Annotated in this window: 21 protein-coding genes; 2 read left to right on the top strand and 19 right to left on the bottom strand. The window is 71.0% G+C overall.

Going from position 1 to position 20,679, the window contains the following annotated elements:
• Positions 1–11: 11 nt before the first annotated feature.
• The 12 genes from LAJ50_RS02255 to LAJ50_RS02200 all read right to left on the bottom strand — a co-directional run bounded on the left by LAJ50_RS02255 (position 12) and on the right by LAJ50_RS02200 (position 9,361).
• Complete coding sequence (locus LAJ50_RS02255; protein ID WP_138652022.1) at positions 12–1,175, bottom strand: acyl-CoA dehydrogenase family protein; 1,164 nt, start codon at positions 1,173–1,175, stop codon at positions 12–14.
• Between the two features lie 20 nt (positions 1,176–1,195).
• Positions 1,196–2,338, bottom strand: a complete 1,143-nt coding sequence (locus LAJ50_RS02250; protein ID WP_138652020.1) for an amidase family protein — start codon at positions 2,336–2,338, stop codon at positions 1,196–1,198.
• A 1-nt stretch (position 2,339) separates the two neighbouring features.
• Complete coding sequence (locus LAJ50_RS02245) at positions 2,340–3,101, bottom strand: class II aldolase/adducin family protein (protein ID WP_138652018.1); 762 nt, start codon at positions 3,099–3,101, stop codon at positions 2,340–2,342.
• Positions 3,098–4,105 carry a 2-dehydropantoate 2-reductase gene (locus LAJ50_RS02240; RefSeq protein WP_138652016.1) on the bottom strand — a complete coding sequence of 336 codons (1,008 nt, stop codon included), beginning with the start codon at positions 4,103–4,105 and terminating at the stop codon, positions 3,098–3,100. The genes LAJ50_RS02245 and LAJ50_RS02240 overlap by 4 nt, the downstream gene beginning before the upstream one ends.
• Entirely contained in the window at positions 4,102–5,304 is a 1,203-nt protein-coding gene (locus LAJ50_RS02235; RefSeq protein WP_138652014.1) for an amino acid aminotransferase, read from the bottom strand. The genes LAJ50_RS02240 and LAJ50_RS02235 overlap by 4 nt, the downstream gene beginning before the upstream one ends.
• A gap of 510 nt (positions 5,305–5,814) precedes the next feature.
• Positions 5,815–6,285 carry a hypothetical protein gene (locus LAJ50_RS02230; RefSeq protein ID WP_130550396.1) on the bottom strand — a complete coding sequence of 157 codons (471 nt, stop codon included), beginning with the start codon at positions 6,283–6,285 and terminating at the stop codon, positions 5,815–5,817.
• Positions 6,282–7,007 (bottom strand): HAD family hydrolase, encoded by a 726-nt coding sequence (locus tag LAJ50_RS02225; protein ID WP_130550395.1) that lies wholly within the window; start codon positions 7,005–7,007, stop codon positions 6,282–6,284. Before LAJ50_RS02225 ends, LAJ50_RS02230 begins: the two co-directional genes overlap by 4 nt.
• A gap of 127 nt (positions 7,008–7,134) precedes the next feature.
• Positions 7,135–7,410, bottom strand: coding sequence for a hypothetical protein (locus LAJ50_RS02220; RefSeq protein WP_130550394.1), 276 nt, complete (start codon positions 7,408–7,410; stop codon positions 7,135–7,137).
• Positions 7,411–7,610: 200 nt separating this feature from the next.
• The gene (locus LAJ50_RS02215) at positions 7,611–7,961 is read right to left on the bottom strand and encodes an EF-hand domain-containing protein (protein WP_224096440.1); all 351 of its coding nucleotides are present in this window, start codon (positions 7,959–7,961) and stop codon (positions 7,611–7,613) included.
• A 229-nt stretch (positions 7,962–8,190) separates the two neighbouring features.
• Positions 8,191–8,562: a hypothetical protein gene (locus LAJ50_RS02210; RefSeq protein ID WP_138652012.1), complete on the bottom strand. Its 372-nt coding sequence runs from the start codon at positions 8,560–8,562 to the stop codon at positions 8,191–8,193.
• Positions 8,563–8,617: 55 nt separating this feature from the next.
• Positions 8,618–8,806 carry a CPXCG motif-containing cysteine-rich protein gene (locus tag LAJ50_RS02205; protein WP_138652010.1) on the bottom strand — a complete coding sequence of 63 codons (189 nt, stop codon included), beginning with the start codon at positions 8,804–8,806 and terminating at the stop codon, positions 8,618–8,620.
• 9 nt (positions 8,807–8,815) lie between these two features.
• Entirely contained in the window at positions 8,816–9,361 is a 546-nt protein-coding gene (locus LAJ50_RS02200) for a hypothetical protein (RefSeq protein ID WP_130550391.1), read from the bottom strand.
• Positions 9,362–9,565: 204 nt separating this feature from the next.
• Between LAJ50_RS02200 and LAJ50_RS02195 the strand changes: the two genes are divergently transcribed.
• A complete protein-coding gene (locus LAJ50_RS02195; protein WP_138652008.1) occupies positions 9,566–10,711 on the top strand; it encodes a PQQ-dependent sugar dehydrogenase in 1,146 nt (381 codons plus the stop codon).
• Here LAJ50_RS02195 and LAJ50_RS02190 read toward each other — a convergent pair.
• The 4 genes from LAJ50_RS02190 to LAJ50_RS02175 form a co-directional block, all read right to left on the bottom strand.
• Positions 10,695–11,498, bottom strand: coding sequence for a lytic transglycosylase domain-containing protein (locus tag LAJ50_RS02190; RefSeq protein ID WP_130550389.1), 804 nt, complete (start codon positions 11,496–11,498; stop codon positions 10,695–10,697). The two genes, LAJ50_RS02195 and LAJ50_RS02190, sit on opposite strands and share 17 nt — an antisense overlap.
• A 161-nt stretch (positions 11,499–11,659) precedes the next feature.
• Complete coding sequence (gene gnd / locus LAJ50_RS02185; RefSeq protein WP_138652006.1) at positions 11,660–12,565, bottom strand: phosphogluconate dehydrogenase (NAD(+)-dependent, decarboxylating); 906 nt, start codon at positions 12,563–12,565, stop codon at positions 11,660–11,662.
• Between the two features lie 366 nt (positions 12,566–12,931).
• Entirely contained in the window at positions 12,932–13,135 is a 204-nt protein-coding gene (locus tag LAJ50_RS02180; RefSeq protein ID WP_130550387.1) for a hypothetical protein, read from the bottom strand.
• A 234-nt stretch (positions 13,136–13,369) separates the two neighbouring features.
• Entirely contained in the window at positions 13,370–14,098 is a 729-nt protein-coding gene (locus LAJ50_RS02175) for a DUF2242 domain-containing protein (protein WP_224096439.1), read from the bottom strand.
• Between the two features lie 173 nt (positions 14,099–14,271).
• Between LAJ50_RS02175 and LAJ50_RS02170 the strand changes: the two genes are divergently transcribed.
• Positions 14,272–15,168 carry a TIGR01777 family oxidoreductase gene (locus LAJ50_RS02170; RefSeq protein ID WP_130550386.1) on the top strand — a complete coding sequence of 299 codons (897 nt, stop codon included), beginning with the start codon at positions 14,272–14,274 and terminating at the stop codon, positions 15,166–15,168.
• 99 nt (positions 15,169–15,267) lie between these two features.
• On the opposite strand, the gene LAJ50_RS02165 is transcribed toward LAJ50_RS02170, so the two are convergent.
• The 3 genes from LAJ50_RS02165 to glgX all read right to left on the bottom strand — a co-directional run bounded on the left by LAJ50_RS02165 (position 15,268) and on the right by glgX (position 20,673).
• Complete coding sequence (locus LAJ50_RS02165) at positions 15,268–16,776, bottom strand: serine hydrolase domain-containing protein (RefSeq protein ID WP_171044554.1); 1,509 nt, start codon at positions 16,774–16,776, stop codon at positions 15,268–15,270.
• A 198-nt stretch (positions 16,777–16,974) separates the two neighbouring features.
• The gene (locus LAJ50_RS02160; protein ID WP_205957634.1) at positions 16,975–18,534 is read right to left on the bottom strand and encodes a cryptochrome/photolyase family protein; all 1,560 of its coding nucleotides are present in this window, start codon (positions 18,532–18,534) and stop codon (positions 16,975–16,977) included.
• Between the two features lie 6 nt (positions 18,535–18,540).
• Entirely contained in the window at positions 18,541–20,673 is a 2,133-nt protein-coding gene (gene glgX, locus LAJ50_RS02155) for a glycogen debranching protein GlgX (RefSeq protein WP_130550972.1), read from the bottom strand.
• Positions 20,674–20,679: the final 6 nt, after the last annotated feature.

Raw genomic sequence — 20,679 nt, 5'->3', positions numbered from 1 at the left:
CAAGATGGGAATCAGGGATAGCCTGGCGGCGTGGACTGGCCCAGCAGCACGCGTCCCGCGCTCTGCCAGTGGCCTTCGGCCAGGAACGCGTGCTGGACCACGACCAGCGCGTCGTGCAGGTAACGCTGCAGCGGCTGGGCGCGGAAGATGCCCGGCGTGCCGGAAAGGGTGAACGCCGCACGCGCCACGTCGGCGCCGGCGCGCGCGGCATTGGTCGACGCCAGGCGCAGCAGGTTGCTCTGCTGGGGGCTGATGGCCTCGCCGGCCAGCACGGCCCGCCAGACGCTGTCGGTGGATTCGTAGAAGAAGGCGCGCGCCGAGCGCAGCTGCGCCTCGGCCTTGGCCAGTTCGATCTGCACGTAGGCGCGATCGGCCAGGTTGGGCGCGCCAGTGATCGACACCCGGCCGTCCGCCGCCGCGGTGATCTCGTCCAGCGCGGCGCGTGCCACGCCCAGGCCGACCACGGCCAGCACCTGCGCGGCGAACGCGATCGCGGGATAGCGGTACAGCGGCGACTCCAGCGTCGGCGCGCCGCCGCGGATGAAGGTCCATTCCGGCGCCACGATCGCCGCATCGACGGCCACATCGTGGCTGCCGGTGCCCTGCATGCCGATGACATCCCAGTTGTGTTCGATCCGCACCGCCTCGCGCGGCAGCACCGCCATGCGCGGCAGCCCCGGCGCCGGATCGGTGTCCAGCCTGATGCCCACGCCCACCAGCGAGGCGCCGGTGCAACCGCTGCCGAACTTCCAGCGGCCCGCGACATGGATGCCATCGTCCTTGGCCTGCGCGGCCTGCGGCGGAAACACCGCGCCGGCGAACACCACGTCCGGACCATCGGCGTAGATCGCCTCCAGCGTGGCCTGCGGCAGGGCGGCCAGATACATCACCGACACCCCGAAGCTGGCGACCCAGCCGGCCGAGCCGTCGGCCTGGGCGATGCGCTCGACCATGCGGCAGAAATCGGCCGGGCTGACCTCATCGCCGCCCAGGCTGCGCGGCACCAGGGCGCGATACACGCCGACCTGGCGCAGCTTCTCCACGATGTCCTGCGACAGGTAGGTCTGCGTGGCGAACTCGTCGCGGCGCGCGCGGATGTCCAGCAACAGGGCGTCGAAGGCCGCGTCGGACGCGATCTCGGCCTGCACGGGGGGCAACACGGCGCTTTCAAGCATGTCGGCGTGCATGGGCGACCTCAGGTGACGATGACGTTCGGGGCGCGCTGCGCCAGGCATTCGGCGATCCGGCACAGGCGCGCGTCGTCGCCCTTGCGACCCACCAGCTGCAGGCCCGCGGGCAGGCCCTGCGGGGTGGACAGCGGCACGGTGATGGCCGGATGGCCGCTCAGGTTGAACGGCCGCACCAGGCTTGTGATGCCGATCGCCGCCCGCGCATCGGCGCCCTGCTCCAGCGTCAGCGGAAAGTCCGGCATGGTCGGCAGCACCAGCGCATCGACCTGGGCCAGCGCCGCATCGACAGCGGCGGAAAAGCGCGCGCGCACGTCTTCGGCGCCGGCGACCGCCGTGGGTGTGGTGTCGCCGGCGGCCCGGAGTCGGGCGCGCACGTCTTCGCCCAGCTGCGGATGGCCGACCAGCGTGCCGAAGGCCTGCCAGTTTTCCTGGTTGATGATGACCAGCCCGGCATCGAAGGCCTGCGCCAGCAACGGCAGCGCGATCGGCGCGTGTGCGAAACCCGAATGCTCGATGGCGATGGCGATGGCCCGCTGGATCTGCGGATCGGCGTCCACCTGCAGCCAGCCGATGCTGGCCGCGCACGGGCCGCGATCGGGGACGAAACCCGGGTCGATGATCGCCATGGCCCTTGCCAGCATCGGCGCGTCGCCGGCGAACACGCCGACGCAGTCCAGCGATGACAGCGGCGGGGCCACGCCGACACGGCTGACGCGGCCATAGGTAGGCTTGATCCCGAACACGCCGCAACAGGCCGCGGGGATCCGCACCGAGCCACCGGTGTCGGTGCCCAGCGCGAAGTCGACCAGCCCGGCCGCGACTGCCGCGGCCGAGCCGCTGGACGAACCGCCTGGCACGCGATCGGGGAACTTCGGATTGGGCGGCGTCCCCATGCGGGCGTTGATGCCGGTGACGCCGAAGGCCAGTTCATGCAGATGGGTTTTCCCCACGATCGTGCAGTCGCCCGACAGCACGCGTTCGACCACCCGCGCATGGCGCGCGGCGGGCGGATCCTGGTCGAACACCGCAGAGCCGGCGCGCGTGCGCAGCCCCGCGATGTCGATGGTGTCCTTGACGGCCACGCGCAGCGCGCCATCGCCCAGCGCCAGCGATTCGATGAAGATCGGACGCGCGCGCGAAGCCGCCATCTCAGCGACCCTGGGCATGGCGCATGCGGCGCACGGTGGCGTCGAACACCAGCTGCGCGGCATTGGATCCGTCGACCATGCGCCGCGCCGATGCGACGCAGCGCTGCCGCACGTCGATGTCCAGCGCGATGTCCGCACCGGGGATCATGCCGGCGTGGCACTGCACCTCGGCGGCCCGCTGCACGATCCACAGCAGCATGAAGGTGTTGGGGATGTCGCGCTCGCACACGGCGATGCCATGGTTGCGCAGGCACAGCACATGCTTGTCGCCCAGGCTGTCGAGCATGCGGCCACGCTCGTCGTCGAAGAGCGTGATGCCCTCGAAGTCGTGGTAGCCGATGCGACCGGTGAGCTGCGCACCGTAGAAATTGTCGTGACTGAAGCCGGCCTGTTTCATCGCCACGCCCGACACCGGCAGGGTGTGGGTGTGCGCGACGCAGTGCACGTCGCTGCGCGCGCCGTGGATCGCGCCATGCAGCGCGAAGCCGGCCGGATTCGCAGGGTAGTCCGACGCCTCGACCAGCTTGCCGTCCACGCCGACCTTGATCAGGTTTTCAGGCGTGATCTCGAAGTAGTTCAGGCCGAACGGGTTGACCAGATAGTGATGCTCGGGGCCGGGGAGGCGCACCGAGATGTGGTTGAAGATCAGCTCGCCCCAGCCCATCCAGTCGACCAGATGGTAGAAGTCGCACAACTGCTGGCGCAGTTGGCGTTCGACGGCCTCCGGCAGGGCGGCGGGCAGCGCGTTGGCGGCGGCGTTCATGGGGCCTCCTTGGCGACGTTGGCGGCGGCGCGCTGCGCCTTGTAGGTGGCCAGGCCGACCATGCTGCGGGCGACCGGCATGGGATGGCCGGCCTGGTCGGCCAGCTCCAGCACGGCCTGCCCGATCGCGCCCAGCTCCAGCGGGCGCCCGGCGCGGTAGTCCTGCAGCATCGAGGTCTCGAACGGGCCGACGCGCTTGCCTGTGGCGATCATCTGTTCCAGGTCCATCGACGGCTGCACGCCGTACAAGGCGGCCAGGGCGACGGTTTCATGCAGCACCGCATCGACCGCATTGCGGAGATCGTCGCGATTGAACTGGTCGGCCAGGTGCGCCTCGGCCACCACCGACAAGGGATTGGTCGCCAGGTTCAGCGCGACCTTGGTCCACACGTCGCGGCGGATGTCGCTGCTCAGCTTGGTGGCGATGCCGGCACGCTCGAGCAGGTCGGCCACCGCCTGGGTGCGGGCGCTCGCACCGCCGAGCACGTCGCCGATCACCAGCCGCTGCGGACCGGTGGCGTGCGCCAGGCCCTGCGCGGTGAGCGCGGCGGTGATGTAGACCACGCTGCCGATCAGCTGCCCGGGTTGCAGCAGTCGCTGGGCCTTGGCACCGGGATCGACGGTCTCCACATGGGCGCGCGCGAACGGCGCCCGCGTGCCCGCGAAGTACCACCACGGCACCCCGTTCACCAGCGGCACCACCTGTGTCTGCGGCCCGATCATCGGCATCGCGCCGGCCAGCGCGGCCGGCAGCACGTGCGACTTCACCGCAAGCAACACGATGTCCTGCACGCCGAAGTCCGTCGCATCGCCGACCGGCAGCGCCAGCGACCGCGCGGGCGCATCGCCGATCCGGAACCGCAGCCCGTCGCGCGCGATCGCCTCACGCCGCGCACCCAGCTCCACCACGCTGACCTGGGCACCGGCCGTGGCCAGCAGGCCCGCGACCACCGCGCCGATCGCGCCCGCGCCGACAACGCCGATGCGTGGCGCCGAGGGGCTCATGCGGCGACCGCCGTCTGCGCCGCACGCAGAGCTTCGCCGAACTGCCCCACGGCCGACTGCGCCAGCCCGGCGATATTGATGCGTCCGTTGCCGGCCATGTACACGCCGTGCTCCACGCGCAGGCGCTCGATCACCGCCGGCGCCAACGGCAGCAGTGCGAACAGGCCGCGCTGCTGGCCCAGCGGCGTCAGGTCGACCAGGCCGATCCGGCCCAGCGCCGACAGCTGCTGGCGGATCGAGGCAACGCGCGCGGCCATGCCACGCAGCTCATCGCTCCACTGCGCACGCAGCACCGCATCGGCCAGGATGGTCCGCACCACGGCCGCACCGTGGTCTGCGGGCATCGAGTAACTGGCGCGCGCATGCGCAGCCAGGTGGCTCAACGCGGCTTCGGCACCGGCTGCGTGCGCAGCCACGACATAGAGCGCACCCACGCGCTCGCGATACAGCCCGAAGTTCTTGTCGCACGAGTACGCCACCAGCGCCTGCGGCACCCGCGAGACGATCCGGCGCAGCGCCCAGGCATCGCGATCCAGGTCCTGGCCCAGGCCCTGGTAGGCCATATCGATCAGCGGCACCAGCCCGCGCTGGATCAGGACCTCGATGATCTGGTCCCACTGCCCCGCGCTGGGATCGGCGCCCGTCGGGTTGTGGCAGCAGCCGTGCAGCAGCACCACATCGCCCGCGTGGGCCTGGCCCAGCGCTTCCAGCGTGGCGTCCAGGTCGAAGCGCTGGGTCGCCGCGTCGAACTGGCGATAGGTCCGGACCTGCAGGCCGCCGCCAGCAAACACCGGCGCGTGATTGGGCCAGCTGGGCGTGCCCAACCACAGGCGATGGCCCGGCGATGCGCTGGCGATCAGGTCGGCTGCCAGACGCAAGGCGCCGGTGCCGCCCACGGTCTGCAGGCCGGTCAGGCGCGCGCCGAGCTCGGCGGTCAGCGCATCGCCGAACACCACTGGCTGCAGCGCATGCACGAATCCGATATCGCCTTCCGGCCCCAGGTAGGACTTGCTGCCCTGGATGTCCACCAACCGCTGCTCGGCCTGCTTGACCGCCACCATCACCGGCGTGGCCCCCGCCTCGGTGCGATACACGCCCACGCCCAGATCCAGCTTGGTGCGCCGCGGATCGGCTGCGTACAGGGACATCAGCGCCAGCAGGCCATCGGCCGGCTGCCGGGTCAGGGAATCCAGGGGCACAGGCAACCTCACATCGCGGGAAAAGGCCGACACAGGCGGCGCGGAACCCGCGTGTGGACGACGAATCCAGCCTATCGGCTCCCCTCACCCGTTCAATGATCGCCCCGGCGAAGTTCGTTGCGCCGCGGGTATACGACCGGAAGCAACGTTGCATCCCGGCGGGGGTTTGCACGCGCGATCGGATGCGCGCTGGTCTGAACACAGCCAGCGGCACACGCACCAAGCGCCGGGCGCTGGCCCGCTTCGCGGACGGCACGCGGTCCGCAGCGCACAGGTCGCCGGGTGGGAAGCGTCACGTCCGCGATCCAGGCTTCGAGAGCGTGCGACACAGGCGCCCGTCGATGACGCGAGGGAGAGCATCAAGCGGTCGTCTCGCCTCACGGCCCGGCCTGGGCGTGAGCCAGGTGCCCATCCGATTGATCGTGTGCACCCCTCCCTCCTCGCGCGGCCGCGCCGGGATGCGGGAGGGAGCCCTCCGCGCACGCGGGCGAAGGCCGCCCTCGTGCCCGCTCAGTCCAGCGGCCGCGCCCAGTGGGCGTAGCTGGTGCGCAGCAGGGTGCGCACGGCGCGGTGGGGAAGCGGCTTGCCCTTGCCGGCCAGGCGCTGGGCGACGCCCTGCCAGCCGTCGCTGGCGTCCTGGGCGCGGGCGCGGACCACCGCGCGGCACGGCTGGGCCAGCGCCTTGGCCAGGGCGCAGGCGTAGTAGACGTCGCCCGGCGCCCAGTTCGGCTGCTGTCCCAGCGCGACGACATACGCGCGCGGCACGTCCAGGTAGCGCGCGATCTCGTCGACGAAGGCATCGGGATAGCGCGGCGCATAGGCGCCCAGGTCGCGCAGGCGCGCATCGATCCAGGCATCGCCGGTGTCCGGCGTGTAGATCGGCGAGGGGGCTGACGCGGCCTGCGGCTGCGCCGGGGTCTGCTGGGCCATGGCGGGCATGGCCAGCAGCGCCGCGGCGCAGACCAGCGCGCGCCGCCTCATGGCGCTTCCAGGCCCGACTCGATCCGGGCCAGCGCGCCGGGCAGTTCGCGCGCGTCCTGCACCTGCAGCAGGCGCGGGGTGTTCTCGGCCAGGTCGTGCTCGGCCTCGTGCGCCCAGGTGACGTGGTAGGGCATGTGGATGCCCCAGCCGCCCAGGCCCACCACCGGCGCGATGTCCGAGCGCAGCGAATTGCCGATCATGGCGAACCGCTCGGGCGCCACGTCCAGTTCGTCGAGCACGCGCTGGTAGGTCGGCGTGTCCTTCTCCGAGACCACCTCGATGCGGTGGAACAGGTCCGACAGCCCGGACTGCACGATCTTGGCTTCCTGGTGGAACAGGTCGCCCTTGGTGATCAGCACGATACGGTGGCGCGCGGCGATGGCCTCCACCGCCGGACGGATGCCGTCGAGCAGGTCCACCGGATGGTCCAGCGTGGCCCGGCCGATGGCAAGGATGTCCTGGATATGCCGCGTGCTGATGCGCTGGCCGGTCAGCTCGATGGCCGCCTCGATCATCGACAGGGTCATGCCTTTGACGCCGTAGCCGAACACGCGCAGGTTGCGCCGTTCGACCGCCAGCAGGTGCTGCTGGGTGCGGCGGTCGGCCAGGTCGATGTAGTGGCCGATGATCTGTTCGAACGCCGCCTCGGCCGCGCGGTAGTAGTCCTCGCTCTTCCACAGCGTGTCATCGCCGTCGAAGCCGACCCAGTCGATCCGTGGCATGGCCACTCCTGCATGCATGGGCTGCACAGGATAGCGAGGCCCAAACGAAACGGGCGACCCGCGAGGGTCGCCCGTTCTGTCTACCGTCGCCCGGACGGCGATACGCCGGCCGGGCGGGCGCCTGCGATCAGGCGGCCGGCTTGCTTTCCGGCGGCGTGGTGGTTTCGGCCGGGGCGGTGGTCTCGGCCGGCATGGTGGTCTCCGCCGGAGCCGAGGTCTCGGCCGGGGTGGTCGTCTCGGTCGGGGTGGAGGTCTCGGCCGGGGCGGTGGTGGACTCCACCGGAGTCGTGGCGGCCGGGGTGCTGTCGGCCGGGGCGGTCTCGTCCGCCTTCGGGCCGCAGGCGGTCAGGGCGAAAGCGGCGGTCAGGGCGGCCGAAGCCAGCAGCGTGTTGCGGATCTTCATCAGAAAACTCCTTGGATGCGGGACGCCGTGCGCGGGTGGCGCACGGGCGCGAGGGGGTGGGCAAGACAGGTGAGGTGCGACCAGGCACCCGTGAAGGCGGCGCCTCTCGCGCATGAAACGCCGTCTTCACGCCGCGGTCAAGCGGAAAGCGCGACGGCGTATGGATTTCCCTCACCGCCAGGGTCAAGGGAATGGCCGAACTATCTGCCTGGCGAGGCCTCGCCGGCACCGGCCCCATAGTGCTTGGCCACGAACGCCTTGTATTCGTCCAGCGAGACCGCGCCATCGGCATTGGTGTCGACCTGGTCGAAGACCTGCGAGAGCCCGGGGTTGGCGGACGCCTCGGCCTTGCTGATGCTGCCGTCGTGGTTGCCGTCCAGATCGTCCCAGCGCTGCTGTCGCGGCGCGCTGGCCGGGGCCGCGACGTCCGCGGCCGGCGGCAGGGCCGACTGCTGCGGCGATGATGGCTGCGACTGCGCCCATGCCGGCGCGGCCAGGACGCCGCAGGCCAGCATGGCCAGCCAGGGTGTGTGGAATCGAAGACGCTTCATGCGCGATCTACCTCTTCTGCAACGGGGCATGCGCCCTTTCATCGGCGCATGGACGCCACCCTGCGCGGCGCGGCATGAACTCCGCCGGTGGTGCGAAGCGTTACCGACATCGGGTTAACCTCCTGCGCGGCGCGACGCGTTAGGCCGGTCGTTAGCCGCATGTAGGCAGGATGTCAGGCAGGCGTTGATCGCGTGACGGACTTGGCGCCCAGGCGACCCGCGATGCGGCTCAGGCGGGGTCCCGCGCCGAGGAACGCGCGCTGAACCCCAGGCGCGAGAGCACCACGCCGACCACCGCGCCGATCGCCTCCAGCGCCACGCGCGTCCCCAGCGCGTCCGGATCGTGGATGCGCTGCAGGGCCGTGCGCGCATATACCGGCGACTCCAGCTTGACCACGCCCAGCGAGAACAGGTGCCAGGCGTCGATGCCCGCGCCGATCGCCACGGCGATGACACAGCTCCAGCCGATGGCGTGGGAAGGATGCAGGCCGGTCCGCGCCGCGATGGCATGCCAGGCCGCGTACACCAGCAGGCCGATGAGGAAGGCGATGGCCCCGGCTTCCAGGGCGCCGAGCAGGCCGAAATGCAGCGGCAGGTTCATTGGGGTGGCGGCGCGATGCGGGAGTGGCGGCACTGTAGCAGCGCCGGGCCTCGCCTCAGGCGTCGTTCTTCGCGCGCGCGGCGATCTGCGCGGCGCCGTCCTCGTCCAGGCGCAGGGCGATGGCGATCGGGCGGCAGCACACCTGGCAGTCCTCGATGTAGTCGGCATCGCCGGCGGACGCGTCCACCGCGATCTCCAGCGGTTCGCCGCAGTAGGGGCAGTGGATCAGTTGGAAGTCGAGCATCGGCGCGACTCAGGACACGGTCGGCGGCGGCGGCGGCGCGACCGGCGGTACCGCATCGCCACGCAGCGCGCGCATGCGCAGCCACAGCCCGCCCACATGCACCAGCGAATACACCACCAGTGCCGCGGCCATGCCCAAGGTCAGGGGACTGGCCTGCGAGCCCGCGGTCGCGGCGCCGCCCGCGAACGCGCCGGTGCTCCAGCGGAAGGCCAGCCGTCCCAGCAGCAGCACCATCAGCAGGGCGCCGATCCACGGATTGGGCGTGTACCAGCCCTGCCCGTCGCGCCACTCCGTCCGCGTATGCCGCAGCGCCAGCAGACCCAGCCCGGCGCCGGCCAGTGCGCCCAGCGCGAAACCCGGGGCCACGTGCGGGATCAGGAACCCGAGCACGATCAGCAGCACCGCCACCAGCGCCAGCAGCCCCAGGCGGATCCCGGCGCGCACCGGCCGCCACGGCTGCCGCCCGAAGCTGCGGCGGATGCGCCGGTAGTACAGGAACGCGATCGCCACCATGGGCAGGTACGGCGTCAGCGGCGATGCGGCATGGACTGGCATGGCGGAATTCCTGGCGAGGACCGACGCAGCGTGGAACCACGCGCGGTGCGGCGCAAGGTGCCAAGTGTCATGTCGTCGAGCTGAGGCGGGCGCGCGGCAGCCCGGTGACGAACCGGTCAGCCTGACGCGGCCTGAACAACTGCGCGCCGGCCAGCGGTTACAACCGCGTTCCCGCGCCTTCGCGCATCGCCGAGACCCCGCGCCATGCCGCTCACCCATCGCCTGCGCCTGGCCCTGCTGCCCACCCTGCTGGCGGTGGCCGCCTGCAGCGGCGCGGCGCCGCCGGAACCGGCCTCCGCTCCCCTGCCCTTCACCGCCACGCCGGTCCACCGCTTCGACGAGCCCTGGGCGATGGCCTTCCTGCCGGACGGCCGCCTGCTGGTGACCGAGAAGCGCGGCCAGCTGCAGCTGTTCGACCTCAGGACCGGCAAGGCGACCCAGATTTCCGGCGTGCCCAAGGTCGCCTACGGCGGCCAGGGCGGCTTCGGCGACGTGCTGCCGCATCCGAAGTTCGCGCAGAACCACTGGGTGTACCTGAGCTACGCCGAGGCCGGCGAAGGCGATACCCGCGGCGCCGCGGTCGCGCGCGGCAAGCTGGTGCTGGACGCGGCCGGGGGCGGTTCGCTGCAGGATGTCCAGGTGATCTGGCGCCAGGTGCCCAAGGTCAGCGGCCAGGGGCATTACGGCCACCGGCTGGCGTTCGACCGCGACGGCAAGCTGTGGATCGGATCGAGCGAGCGGCAGAAGTTCGACCCGGCCCAGGACATGGCCAGCAACCTGGGCAAGATCATCCGCCTCAACGACGACGGCAGCGTGCCGCCGGACAACCCCTTCGCCGCCCAGGGCGGCGTGGCCGCGCAGGTCTGGTCGCTCGGCCATCGCAACATCCTGGGCCTGGCCTTCGACGCGCAGGGCCGTCTGTGGGAACACGAAATGGGCCCCAAGGGCGGCGACGAACTCAACCTGATCGAGCGCGGCGCCAATTACGGCTATCCCATCGTCTCCAACGGCGACCACTACGACGGGCGCGAGATCCCCGACCACGCCACCCGCCCGGAGTTCGCCGCGCCCAGGATCACCTGGACGCCGGTGATCTCGCCGGCGGGCTTCGTGATCTATTCGGGCAGCGTGTTCCCGGACTGGAAGGGCGACGGTTTCATCGGCGGGCTCTCCTCGCACACGCTGGTGCGGGTGGAGTTCGACGGCACCCAGGCCCGCGAGGCCGCCCGTTACGACATGGGCCAGCGCATCCGCGAGATCGAGCAGGGACCGGATGGGGCGCTGTACCTGCTGGAGGACGGCGAGGACGCCGGCGCCGGGCACCTGCTCAAGCTCACCCCGAAGGCGTGAGCCCCGCCGCCGGCACCGGCACCGCGTCCGCCGGACGCAGCGGCGCGGTGCCCAGCGCCTGCCGGTAGCGCGCCAGCAGCGCTTCGACCTTGTCGACGTAGGCGCGCGTCTCGGCATAGGGCGGCACACCGTCATAGCGCTCCACCGCGCCGACGCCGGCGTTGTAGGCCGCCAGCGCGCGCGTGCGGTCGCCGTCGTAGCGGCGCAGCAGCCAGCGCAGGTGGCGCGCGCCGGCGGCGATGGACTGCTCGGGCGAGAACGGATCGGCCACGCCGTAGTCGCGCTGGGTGCCCGGCAGCAGCTGCATCACGCCCTGCGCGCCCTTGGGCGATACCGCGGCGGCATCGAATCCGCTTTCGGCATGGGCGATGGCCCGCAGCAGCGCGTCCTCGACCTGGTTGCGCTTGGCCGCGGCGGCGAACAGCTTGGGCCAGGCATCCAGCCTGGGCGTACCGACCTGGCCCAGGCCGGCATGCGCCGGCTCGCCCGGCGGCGTGGCCACGGTGAAGCGCAGGTACGGCACCGCACCGGGCAGCTTGCGCGTGCCGTAGACCTTGACTCCGTCCTGCTCGCGTTCGTACAGGGTGCCGCTGAAGACGCCCATGCGCCCCCACAGGTCGGGGGTCTGCACGGCGTTGTCGTCCAGCTGCACCGCCTCGCACCTGGAGCCGGGCTCGGGCGCGGTGGACAGGCTCAGCGTGCCCTCGCGCACGCAGCGATAGACCGTGCGCGCCAGCGCCGGTGGCGAGACGATCAGGCACAGCAGGAGCAGGGCGAGCGTGCGCATGGCGCGCGAGTATGGCCAGCGCGCGTCAGCGGTGCGTGTTGGCCGCACCATCAGCCCCCCAGCCATCGTTCCCGCGAACGCGGAAACCCATCGCCTTGGGGCTCCTCTCGCATACGCCAGGGGTTCCCGCCTCACGCGGGAACGCCGGGCTTGAACCGCGCTTACTCCCTGGTGATGCGATGGCCGCCGAAGCCGTTGCGCATCGCCGCCAGCAGCTTGTCGGCGAAGGAGTCCTTCTCGCGCGAGCGCAGGCGCTCGAGCAGCGACAGGGTGATCACCGGCGCGGACACGTCCAGGTCCAGCGCCTCCTTGGCGGTCCAGCGGCCCTCGCCGGAGTCCTCCACGTACGGCGCGATGCCGGCCATGGTCGGATTCTGCTTCAACGCATCGGCGGTCAAGTCCAGCAGCCAGGAGCGCACCACCGAGCCGGTCTGCCAGATCTGCGCGACCTGGTGCAGGTCGAGCTTGAAATCGGCCTTGCGCTCGAGGATGGCGAAGCCCTCGGCATAGGCCTGCATCATTCCGTACTCGACGCCGTTGTGGACCATCTTGGTGAAGTGGCCGGCGCCGGTCGGGCCGACATGGCCCCAGCCGGTGGTCGGCGACGGCGCCAGCGTCTCGAAGATCGGCTTGAGCCGGGCCAGCGCGTCGTCGGCGCCGCCGACCATCATGCTGTAGCCCTCGGTCAGGCCCCATACGCCGCCGCTGGTGCCGCAGTCGACGTAGTGCAGCCCGGCCTCCTGCAGGCGCTGGGCGCGGCGCAAGGTGTCCTGATAGAACGAGTTGCCGCCGTCGATGACGATGTCGCCCTTGGACAGCAGCGGCAGCAGCGCATCCAGCGTGTCATCGACGATCTTGCCGGCCGGCACCATCAGCCAGACCACGCGCGGCGCGGACAGCCCGGCGACCAGCGCCTGCAGCGACTCGGCCGGAGCGATGCCCTGGGCGGCGACGCGCTGGCGCGCCTCGGGCGAAGGATCGAAGCCGCTGACCGTGTGGCCGCCCTGCGCCAGCCGCTGCGCCATGTTGGCCCCCATCCTGCCCAGTCCGACCATACCCAGTTCCATCAGCGTGTCCTCGTTTCGATGCCAGGCGCTTGCGCGCGAAGGCGACAAGGATAGGTCGCCGCCGTGAGCGGCGGGTATGCGGACGATGGCAGGAGGCGCACCGCATCGTTGCAGTGGCGGGTGAAAGGTGGCGCGGCGTGGCGTGTGCGGCCTCGATCTGCCTCCCTACAGGCCAGAGGAGGGTCGGGTCGCCGTTCGCACGGCGCTTGACGCTTTACCCCTCCCGTTGGCCGCAGGCCAAGGGGGAGGGCTGGAGAGGGCTCGCCCTTCGCGGTGAAGTCGAAAGCAGAAGCGCTCCCTCCCACCCTCCCCTCGCTTCGCGACAGCGGAGGAGCCTCAGTAGCGCCGAAGCGCCGAGGCCAGATGTCAGTCGCGCACCAGCGTCACGTAGGCGCCGCTGCCGATGACCTGGAAGGTTTCGTTGTCCACGCGGCGGACCGGCGAGCCGTCGTCCAGGGCGTAGCGGTCGTGCGGATGGCCGGCGTCGCTGCCGCCGGATGGCGAAGGCAGGATGCGCACGCGGCGACGCTCGCCGGTGCTGTCCTGGGTCATGAAGTAGCGGGTGTCCATCGTGTCGTCCCTCCCGGGGAATCTCGATGCGAGGCACGAGCCTAGGCCGGCGCGGATGAAGATCGCCTGCATGGCTCACGGTGCGTTGCAGCGATGTCGGGGAAACGGGACGCCCAGCGCACGCTGTCGTGGCAACCCTGCACCTTCACCCATTCGGACGCGGCAGAACCCGCCATGAAACGACAGAGGCCGCCCGAAGGCGGCCTGGCCGGTTGACCCACGCGGCTGACGCGCTCAGAGCGTGTCGGGCGCCTGCGAGGGTTGCGCGGGCGCGGTGGTCGACGACTGCGGCACCAGCGTTCCGTCGGCCGGCTTGGCCTCGTTGGCCGGCACCGGGATCGACTCGCCCACCGGCTGCGGCTGCAGCGGCTGCGGCGCCGGCGGCGGGGTCCCGTCGGCCGGCTTGGGCGTCGGGTCGGCCTTGGGCTTCTTCGGCGGCGGAGGCGGCAGGTAACGCTCGACCAGGGCGAAGAACGAGCGGTAGAAGGTGGGCTGCTGCACGGTCAGGCTGGCCACGCGCACCAGCGAATCGTCGGTGCTGCCGAAAGGCAGCGACAGCGACCCCAGCGCGGTGCCCACGCTGGCCGAGGTGTTGGACTTGCGCAGGTTGTAGCGGTCCTGGGTCGCGCTGGCGAACACCCACGACTCGCCGGAGGCCTGGGCCACGCAGGACACGCGGATGGCGACCTGTTCGTGCACTTCCGGCTCGGGCTGGAAGTTCTTGTTGGCTTCCACCGTGGACGCGTCAGAGCGGCTGACCACGTAGCCCTGGCTCAGCAGCGCGCGGCGCGAGGCCTCGCACACCTGCTCGGGCGAACGGTCGAAGGTCCGCGAATAGGTGCCGTCCGAATCGAAGGTCTCCTTGGCCAGCATCTCGCCCTTCTTCTCGAACGGCATATGGCCGCAGCCGGCCAGCAGCAGGACCGCGGTCAGAGGGGCGAGGGAGAACAGGCGATTGGGCATGGGAGGCCGGAGATGCTGGTGGAAACCCTCGAAGGATAACCCCGGCGCGCGAAATCGGTTTCATGCGGCCGGGCGCTCCGCTCAGTCGGCGTTTGGCCCGGCGCGCTCCGTCGCACGTCTCCGTCACAGATCGCCGCCTAGGCTGCCGGGATGTCTGGACATCGGGAGTCCCCATGCAGGTGCTGATCACCGGCGGCAGCGGTTTCATCGGCCAGGCCCTGTGCCCGGCGCTGCTGGCCCGTGGCTGGCAGGTCAGCGTGGTCTCGCGCGACCTGCAGGCGGCGGCCGAGGTGCTGCCGCAGGGCGTGCGCCTGCTGGCCGACATCGAAGGCGCCGGCGGCGCCGACGCGGTGGTCAACCTGGCCGGCGCGCCGCTGGCCGGACAGCGCTGGACCGAGCGCTACAAGCAGCTGCTGCGGGAATCGCGCCTGCGCACCACCGAGGCGCTGCTGGCCTGGATGCAGGGCCTGACCGTACGCCCGGCGGTGCTGGTCTCCGGCTCGGCCATCGGCTACTACGGGCCACGCGACGACACCCCGCTGACCGAAACCGACCCGCCCGGCGACGATTTCGGCGCGCACCTGGCCGCCGACTGGGAGGCCGCGGCCTGGCCGGCCCAGCAGCTCGGCGTGCGCACGGCCTGCCTGCGGACCGGCGTGGTCCTGGACGGCGGCGGCGGCGCCCTGCAGCAACTGCTGACCCCGTACCGGCTGGGGCTGGGTGGGCCGATCGGCAGCGGCGCGCAATGGTTCAGCTGGATCCACCGCGAGGACTTGGTGCGGCTGATCGTGTGGCTGATCGAGCAGGACACGCTCGACGGCCCGGTCAACGCCACCGCGCCCGAACCGGTGCGGCAGCGCGACTTCGCCGCGGCGCTGGGGCGCGCCCTGCACCGCCCGACCGTGCTGCCGACGCCGGGCTTCGCGCTGAAGGCGGCATTCGGCGAGATGGGCCAGATGCTGATCGACGGCCAGCGCGTGATCCCGGCCCGCGCCCAGGGCCAGGGCTTCCAGTTCCTCTACCCCACCCTCGACGACGCGCTGGCGCGCAGCCTGGAGCGCGAGGCCTGAGGCCGATCCCGGGCACCCGTATCGCCGCCCCCGCGACGCCGAGCTTCGACCTCGGCGGGATTCAAGCCAAGGACCTGCGGGCAACGCCAGAGCGAGCGCTCAGTGCGTCCTCGCAGGGGAAGAGGGGGTTTGAACGCGCACCAACCTCATCGGAGGAGCGCCCTCGATCATGGTGCCGCTCGAGAAATCGGGCGCGAACTCGACCGTGATCCCCATGGATTCAGACCGCAAGCGCGTGGGTGAGAGCGCGACCAGCCGCTCGGCGACCGGGGCGCCCGCGTTGGCGAACAAGCCCTCCGGGCGCGCCTCAAGCACGACGTCGAGCCCGCCCCCCACATAGCGACCGGCGGCCCTGGAGAGTTCTTCGGGCGACAGCTTCTTCTCCTCGGTCGCCGGCACCGCGGTGTCGGGCCAGCCGTAGTCGGTTGCGATGGCCCGGACCACGTCCGCCATCAAGCGACGCCCGTCGCCGCCGTTGGTCAGCGCCACGATGCCGTCGCCCTTGCCTTCGTAAGCGACCATGAAGGATTCGAATCCCTGATTCAGGCCGTCGTGGCCAAAACGGGGGGCCCCGTCCGTGTACAGGGCAAGGCCAAGCCCCCAGTTGTCTTTCACGGGCTTCACCATCTCGCGCGCCATCCCGGGCGAGAGACGGCGGCCCGTTTTGCCCGCGAGCGAGGCCTGCAGGTCGATCAACACACGCGCCAGGTCGCTGGCGCTCGTCCACAGGCCCGCGGGTGCGAGCTCGGGATAAACCACGTAGTTGCCAGGAATCGGCTTGCCATTGACATGGCCGAACGCCATGTCGGTCAGGATCGCCTTCGACGGCGGCATGGCGAAGGCGCTGCGGGTCATGCCGAGCGGCCCCAGCACCTCACGCTGCGCGAGGTCGGCGAAGGAGATGCCACTCGCGTCGGCAAGCGCGACTTGCGTCACCATGTAGCCGCCTCCCGAGTATTCGAACTGCGCGCCCGCCGGCAACACGCTGCGCACCGGCGCGTTGTGGCTGGGCGCCACGCCGTCCAGGATCTGGACGGGGGTGGGCAGCCGTGTCGTACCGGGAGGAGGGTCGGATTCGAATCCATGCACCCCGAGCCCGGCCGTATGGCTCAGCAGTTCCCGTAGCGTCACGCCATGCGGCGCCAGCTTCGGGTCCTTCGGCAGCTGCCAGGAACGCAGCGCGGTGTTGATGTCCTGATCCAGGCCGATCTTGCCCTGCTCCACCAGTCGCAAGGCCACCACGGCGGTCACCGCCTTGCTGATCGAAGCGGCCTGGAAGGCGGTATCAGGCGTCACGGGCAGGCACGCCGCCGTGTCGCGCAGGCCCCAGCCGCGTGCCCAGTCCACCTTGCCGTTATGGATCACGGCCACGCTGAGCCCCGGCACGTCGAACTGACGCATGCGTTCAACGAGGGGGATCGGCTTGTCTCCCGGCTTGATGACCGCCGGCCGCAGGTTCATCTCGACATAGCGGGTATGGGCGTTGCTGGGCCCACCCGCGGCCTCGGCGGGTGCAGGACAGTCCGCGGCCTGGGCGAGGCAGGACGCGCCGAGGAGCCAGCCCGCAATCACCGCGGCGCGTAACGAGTCGCGCTGTTTCCGATCCATGGTCCGCGATGCTCCTTGGCCTGCGAACAGCCGCAGGAACGCCTTATAGCACCTCGCCAAAGCACGATGTCCCGGCAGGCGCGCTTGCCCTGTGATCATCGTCAACAAGACGCGAAGAGGCACAGGCCCGCGCTCGACACGAACTGCTCGCCTACCCGGGAGCGGCGAACCTCCAGGGCTGGAACCACACGAAACGCTTCAGCCGTCGGCCGCGGGCGCCAGCAGCGCCCGCAGCTGCGCGGCGCGTGCGGCGATGGCCGCGCGCTGGTCCTCGTCCAGGCGCTCCAGGCTGCGCCATTGCAGCGCAGCACGGGGATGGTCGGCGAAGCGGCGCGCATGCCGCATCAGGAAGTCCCAGTACAAGGTGGTGAACGGACAGGCGTCCTCGCCGCTGGCCACGCCCGGGTCGTAGCGGCAGCCCTGGCAGTAGTTGGACATGCGCTGGATGTAGCGCCCCGACGCGGCATAGGGCTTGGACACCATGCGCCCGCCATCGGCGAACTGGCTCATGCCCAGCGTATTGGGCAGTTCCACCCATTCGACCGCATCGACATAGACCGCCAGATACCAGGCGTGGATCTGCGCCGGCGCGACGCCGAGCATCAGCGCGAACGCGCCGGTCACCATCAGCCGCTGGATGTGGTGGGCGTAACCCAGCTGCAGCGTCTGCTGCAGGGTCTGGCGCATGCACACCATGTGCGTGCGCCCGTCCCAGTAGAAGGCCGGCAGCGGCTGTTGCGCGTCCAGGGCGTTGTCCTGGGCGAAGGCCGGCATGCGCAGCCAGTACACCCCGCGCACGAACTCGCGCCATCCGATCACCTGGCGCACGAAGCCTTCCACCGCCTCGATCGGCGCCTGCCCGTCGCGCCAGGCGCGTACCGCCACCTCGACCACCACGCGCGGGGAGAGCAGCTTGAGATTCATCGCCGCCGACAGCAGCGCATGGAACAGCCACGGCTGGTCGGTCCACATCGCATCCTGGTAGCGGCCGAAGTGCGGCAGGCGCAGCGCGATGAAGTCCTCCAGCGCCTGTCGCGCCTGTGCCGGGGTGAGCGGCCAGTCGAAGCGCGACAGGTCGCCGGGCCGGTCGCCGAAGCGCGCGCGCACCAGCGCGATCACCTCGCCTGTCACCGCATCGGGCGGGAAGGCGGCCGGCGCCGGCAGCTGCTGCGGCCCGGCCTTGCCGAAGGACCCGCGGTTGTCCGCGTCGAAGTTCCAGCGCCCGGCCACCGGCTGGGCGCCATCCATCAGCACATTCTCGCGGCGGCGGATCCAGCGATAGAAGTGCTCCATGCGCAGCTCGCGCCGGCCGCGCGCCCAGTCGGCGAAGTCGGCCGGATCGCAGAAGAAATGCAGGTCCGGTCGCTCGCGCCAGTCGACGCCGGCCGTGGCCGCCACCTGCGGCAGCGACTGCGCCAGGCGCCATTCCCCCGGCCGCACGGCGATGACCTTGTCCGGTCGCAGCGCGGCCAGGTCGTGCGCCAGGGCGTCTTCGAGCGTGGCGAAGTCGTGGGTGTCCAGCGCGCGGTACTCCACGCGCCAGCCGCGCGCCCGCAGGGCGTCGCGGAAGTGGCGCATCGCCGCCAGGAACAGCGCGATGCGCGGCTGGGTGCTCCACACGTGCGAGGCCTCGTGCGCGACTTCGGCCATCCATACCGCGTCGCGGTCCGGGTCGAAGTCGTGCAGCGCGGCCGAGTCGGGGTCGAGCTGGTCGCCCAGCACCACCACCAGATGGCGCACGCCGGGTCCGGCGGCCACCTGGCCTCAGCCCGCGCGCTCGACGGACGCGACGCTGTCCTGCTCGACCGCCATCAGCGCCAGCGAGCGGCCCATCGCGGTCCAGGCCGCGCCGGCCGGGACCGCGCGCGCGTTGCTGCGGCCGCTGGTGTCGATCTGCACGCGCCAGTGCTCGCCCTCGACGGTGGGCAGGTGGAACACCACCTCCTCGGGGTCGGCGTTGAGCAGCATCAGCAGGGTCACGTTGGCGGCCACCTGGCGCAGGCCGCTGGCCGGCGCGCGGCCGTCCAGGCGCATCATCAGCGCGCGCGCCTGCGGGTTGTGCCAGTCCTCCTCGGTCATCTCGGTGCCGTCCGGCGCCATCCAGGTGACGTCCTTGATGCCCAGCTCCTCGTCGAACTTGCCGTCGAAGAAACGCGCGCGGTGCAGCAGCGGATAGCGTCGGCGCAGCGCGGTCAGGCGCTGCACGAACCGGGTCAGCTCCACGCCGTCCGGCGCGGCGGCGGCCGCCCAGTCCAGCCAGCTGATCGCGTTGTCCTGGCAGTAGGCGTTGTTGTTGCCGCCCTGGGTGCGGCCGAACTCGTCGCCGGCCTGCAGCATCGGCGTGCCCTGGGACAGCAGCAGGGTCGCCAGCAGGTTGCGCTGCTGGCGCGCGCGCACGGCGTTGATCTGCGCATCGTCGGTCGGCCCTTCGACGCCGTAGTTGCACGACAGGTTGTTGTCGGTGCCGTCGCGGTTGTCCTCGCCGTTGGCCTGGTTGTGCTTGTGCTCGTAGCTGACCAGATCGCGCAGGGTGAAGCCGTCGTGCGCGGTGACGAAGTTCACCGAGGCGCCCGGCCGGCGGCCGCGACGGTTGAACAGGTCGGCGCTGCCGGTCAGGCGCGTGGCCAGCTCGGAGAGCTTGCCTTCATCGCCGCGCCAGAACGCGCGCACGTTGTCGCGGAACTTGTCGTTCCACTCCACCCAGCCCGGCGGGAAGCCGCCGACCTGGTAGCCGCCGGGGCCGACGTCCCAGGGCTCGGCGATCAGCTTGACCTGGCTCAGCAGCGGGTCCTGCCGGCACGCGGCCAGGAAGCCGCTGGACGGATCGAAGCCGTGTCGCTCGCGCCCCAGGATCGTGGCCAGGTCGAAGCGGAAGCCATCCACGTGCATCTCGGCGACCCAGTAGCGCAGCGAGTCCATCACCATGCGCAGCGCGCCGGCGTTGGTCAGGTCGAAGGTGTTCCCGGTGCCGGTGTCGTTGATGTAGTAGCGGCGGTCGTCGGCGAGCCGGTAATAGCTGGCGTTGTCGATGCCCTTGAACGACAGCGTCGGCCCCATCTGGTTGCCTTCGGCGGTGTGGTTGTAGACCACGTCCAGCAGCACCTCCAGCCCGGCGTGGTGCAGGCGCGCGACCATCTGCTTGAACTCGTGCACCGTGCCGGTGGCCATGTAGCGCGAATGCGGGGCGAAGAAGCCCAGCGTGTTGTAGCCCCAGTAGTTGGACAGGTCCTGCTCGAGCAGGTGCTGGTCGTCGGCGAAGGCGTGGATGGGCAACAGCTCGACCGCGGTCACGCCAAGTCCCTGGATGTACTCGACCAGTTCGTCGTTCTTCAGCGCCGAGAAGGTGCCGCGCAGGTTCTCGTCCACGCCCGGGTGGGTCATGCTCAGGCCGCGGATGTGGGCCTCGTAGATCACCGTGCGCTGCCAGGGCGTGAGCAGGCGCTTGTCGTTGCCCCAGGTGAAGGCCGGATCGATCACCGCGCACTTGGGCATGTAGCCGGCGCTGTCGCGGCGGTCGAAGGACAGGTCCTTGTCCTTGTGACCCACGGTGTAGCCGAACAGGTGCGGCGCCCACTTCGGTTCGCCCACGATCTGCTTGGCGTACGGGTCCAGCAGCAGCTTGTAGGGATTGAAGCGGTGGCCCGCGTCGGGCGCGTAGGGGCCGTGCACGCGATAGCCGTACAGCTGGCCGGGCCGCGCGTCGGGCAGGTAGCCGTGCCAGATCTCGTCGGTGTACTCGGGCAGCACGATACGCTCGGCCTCGCGCCCGCGTTCGTCGAACAGGCACAGCTCCACGCGCGTGGCGTTGGCCGAGTACAGGGCGAAGTTCACGCCCAGCCCATCCCAGGTGGCCCCCAGCGGGAACGGCCGGCCCTCGCGGATGCGGGAGCGGCGGATCGGGCG

This window comes from Pseudoxanthomonas sp. X-1 (assembly GCF_020042665.1).
Taxonomy (GTDB): domain Bacteria; phylum Pseudomonadota; class Gammaproteobacteria; order Xanthomonadales; family Xanthomonadaceae; genus Pseudoxanthomonas_A; species Pseudoxanthomonas_A spadix_A.
The sequence above is the reverse complement of the archived record's forward strand: the minus strand, read 5'-3'. Positions and strand labels throughout refer to the sequence as shown.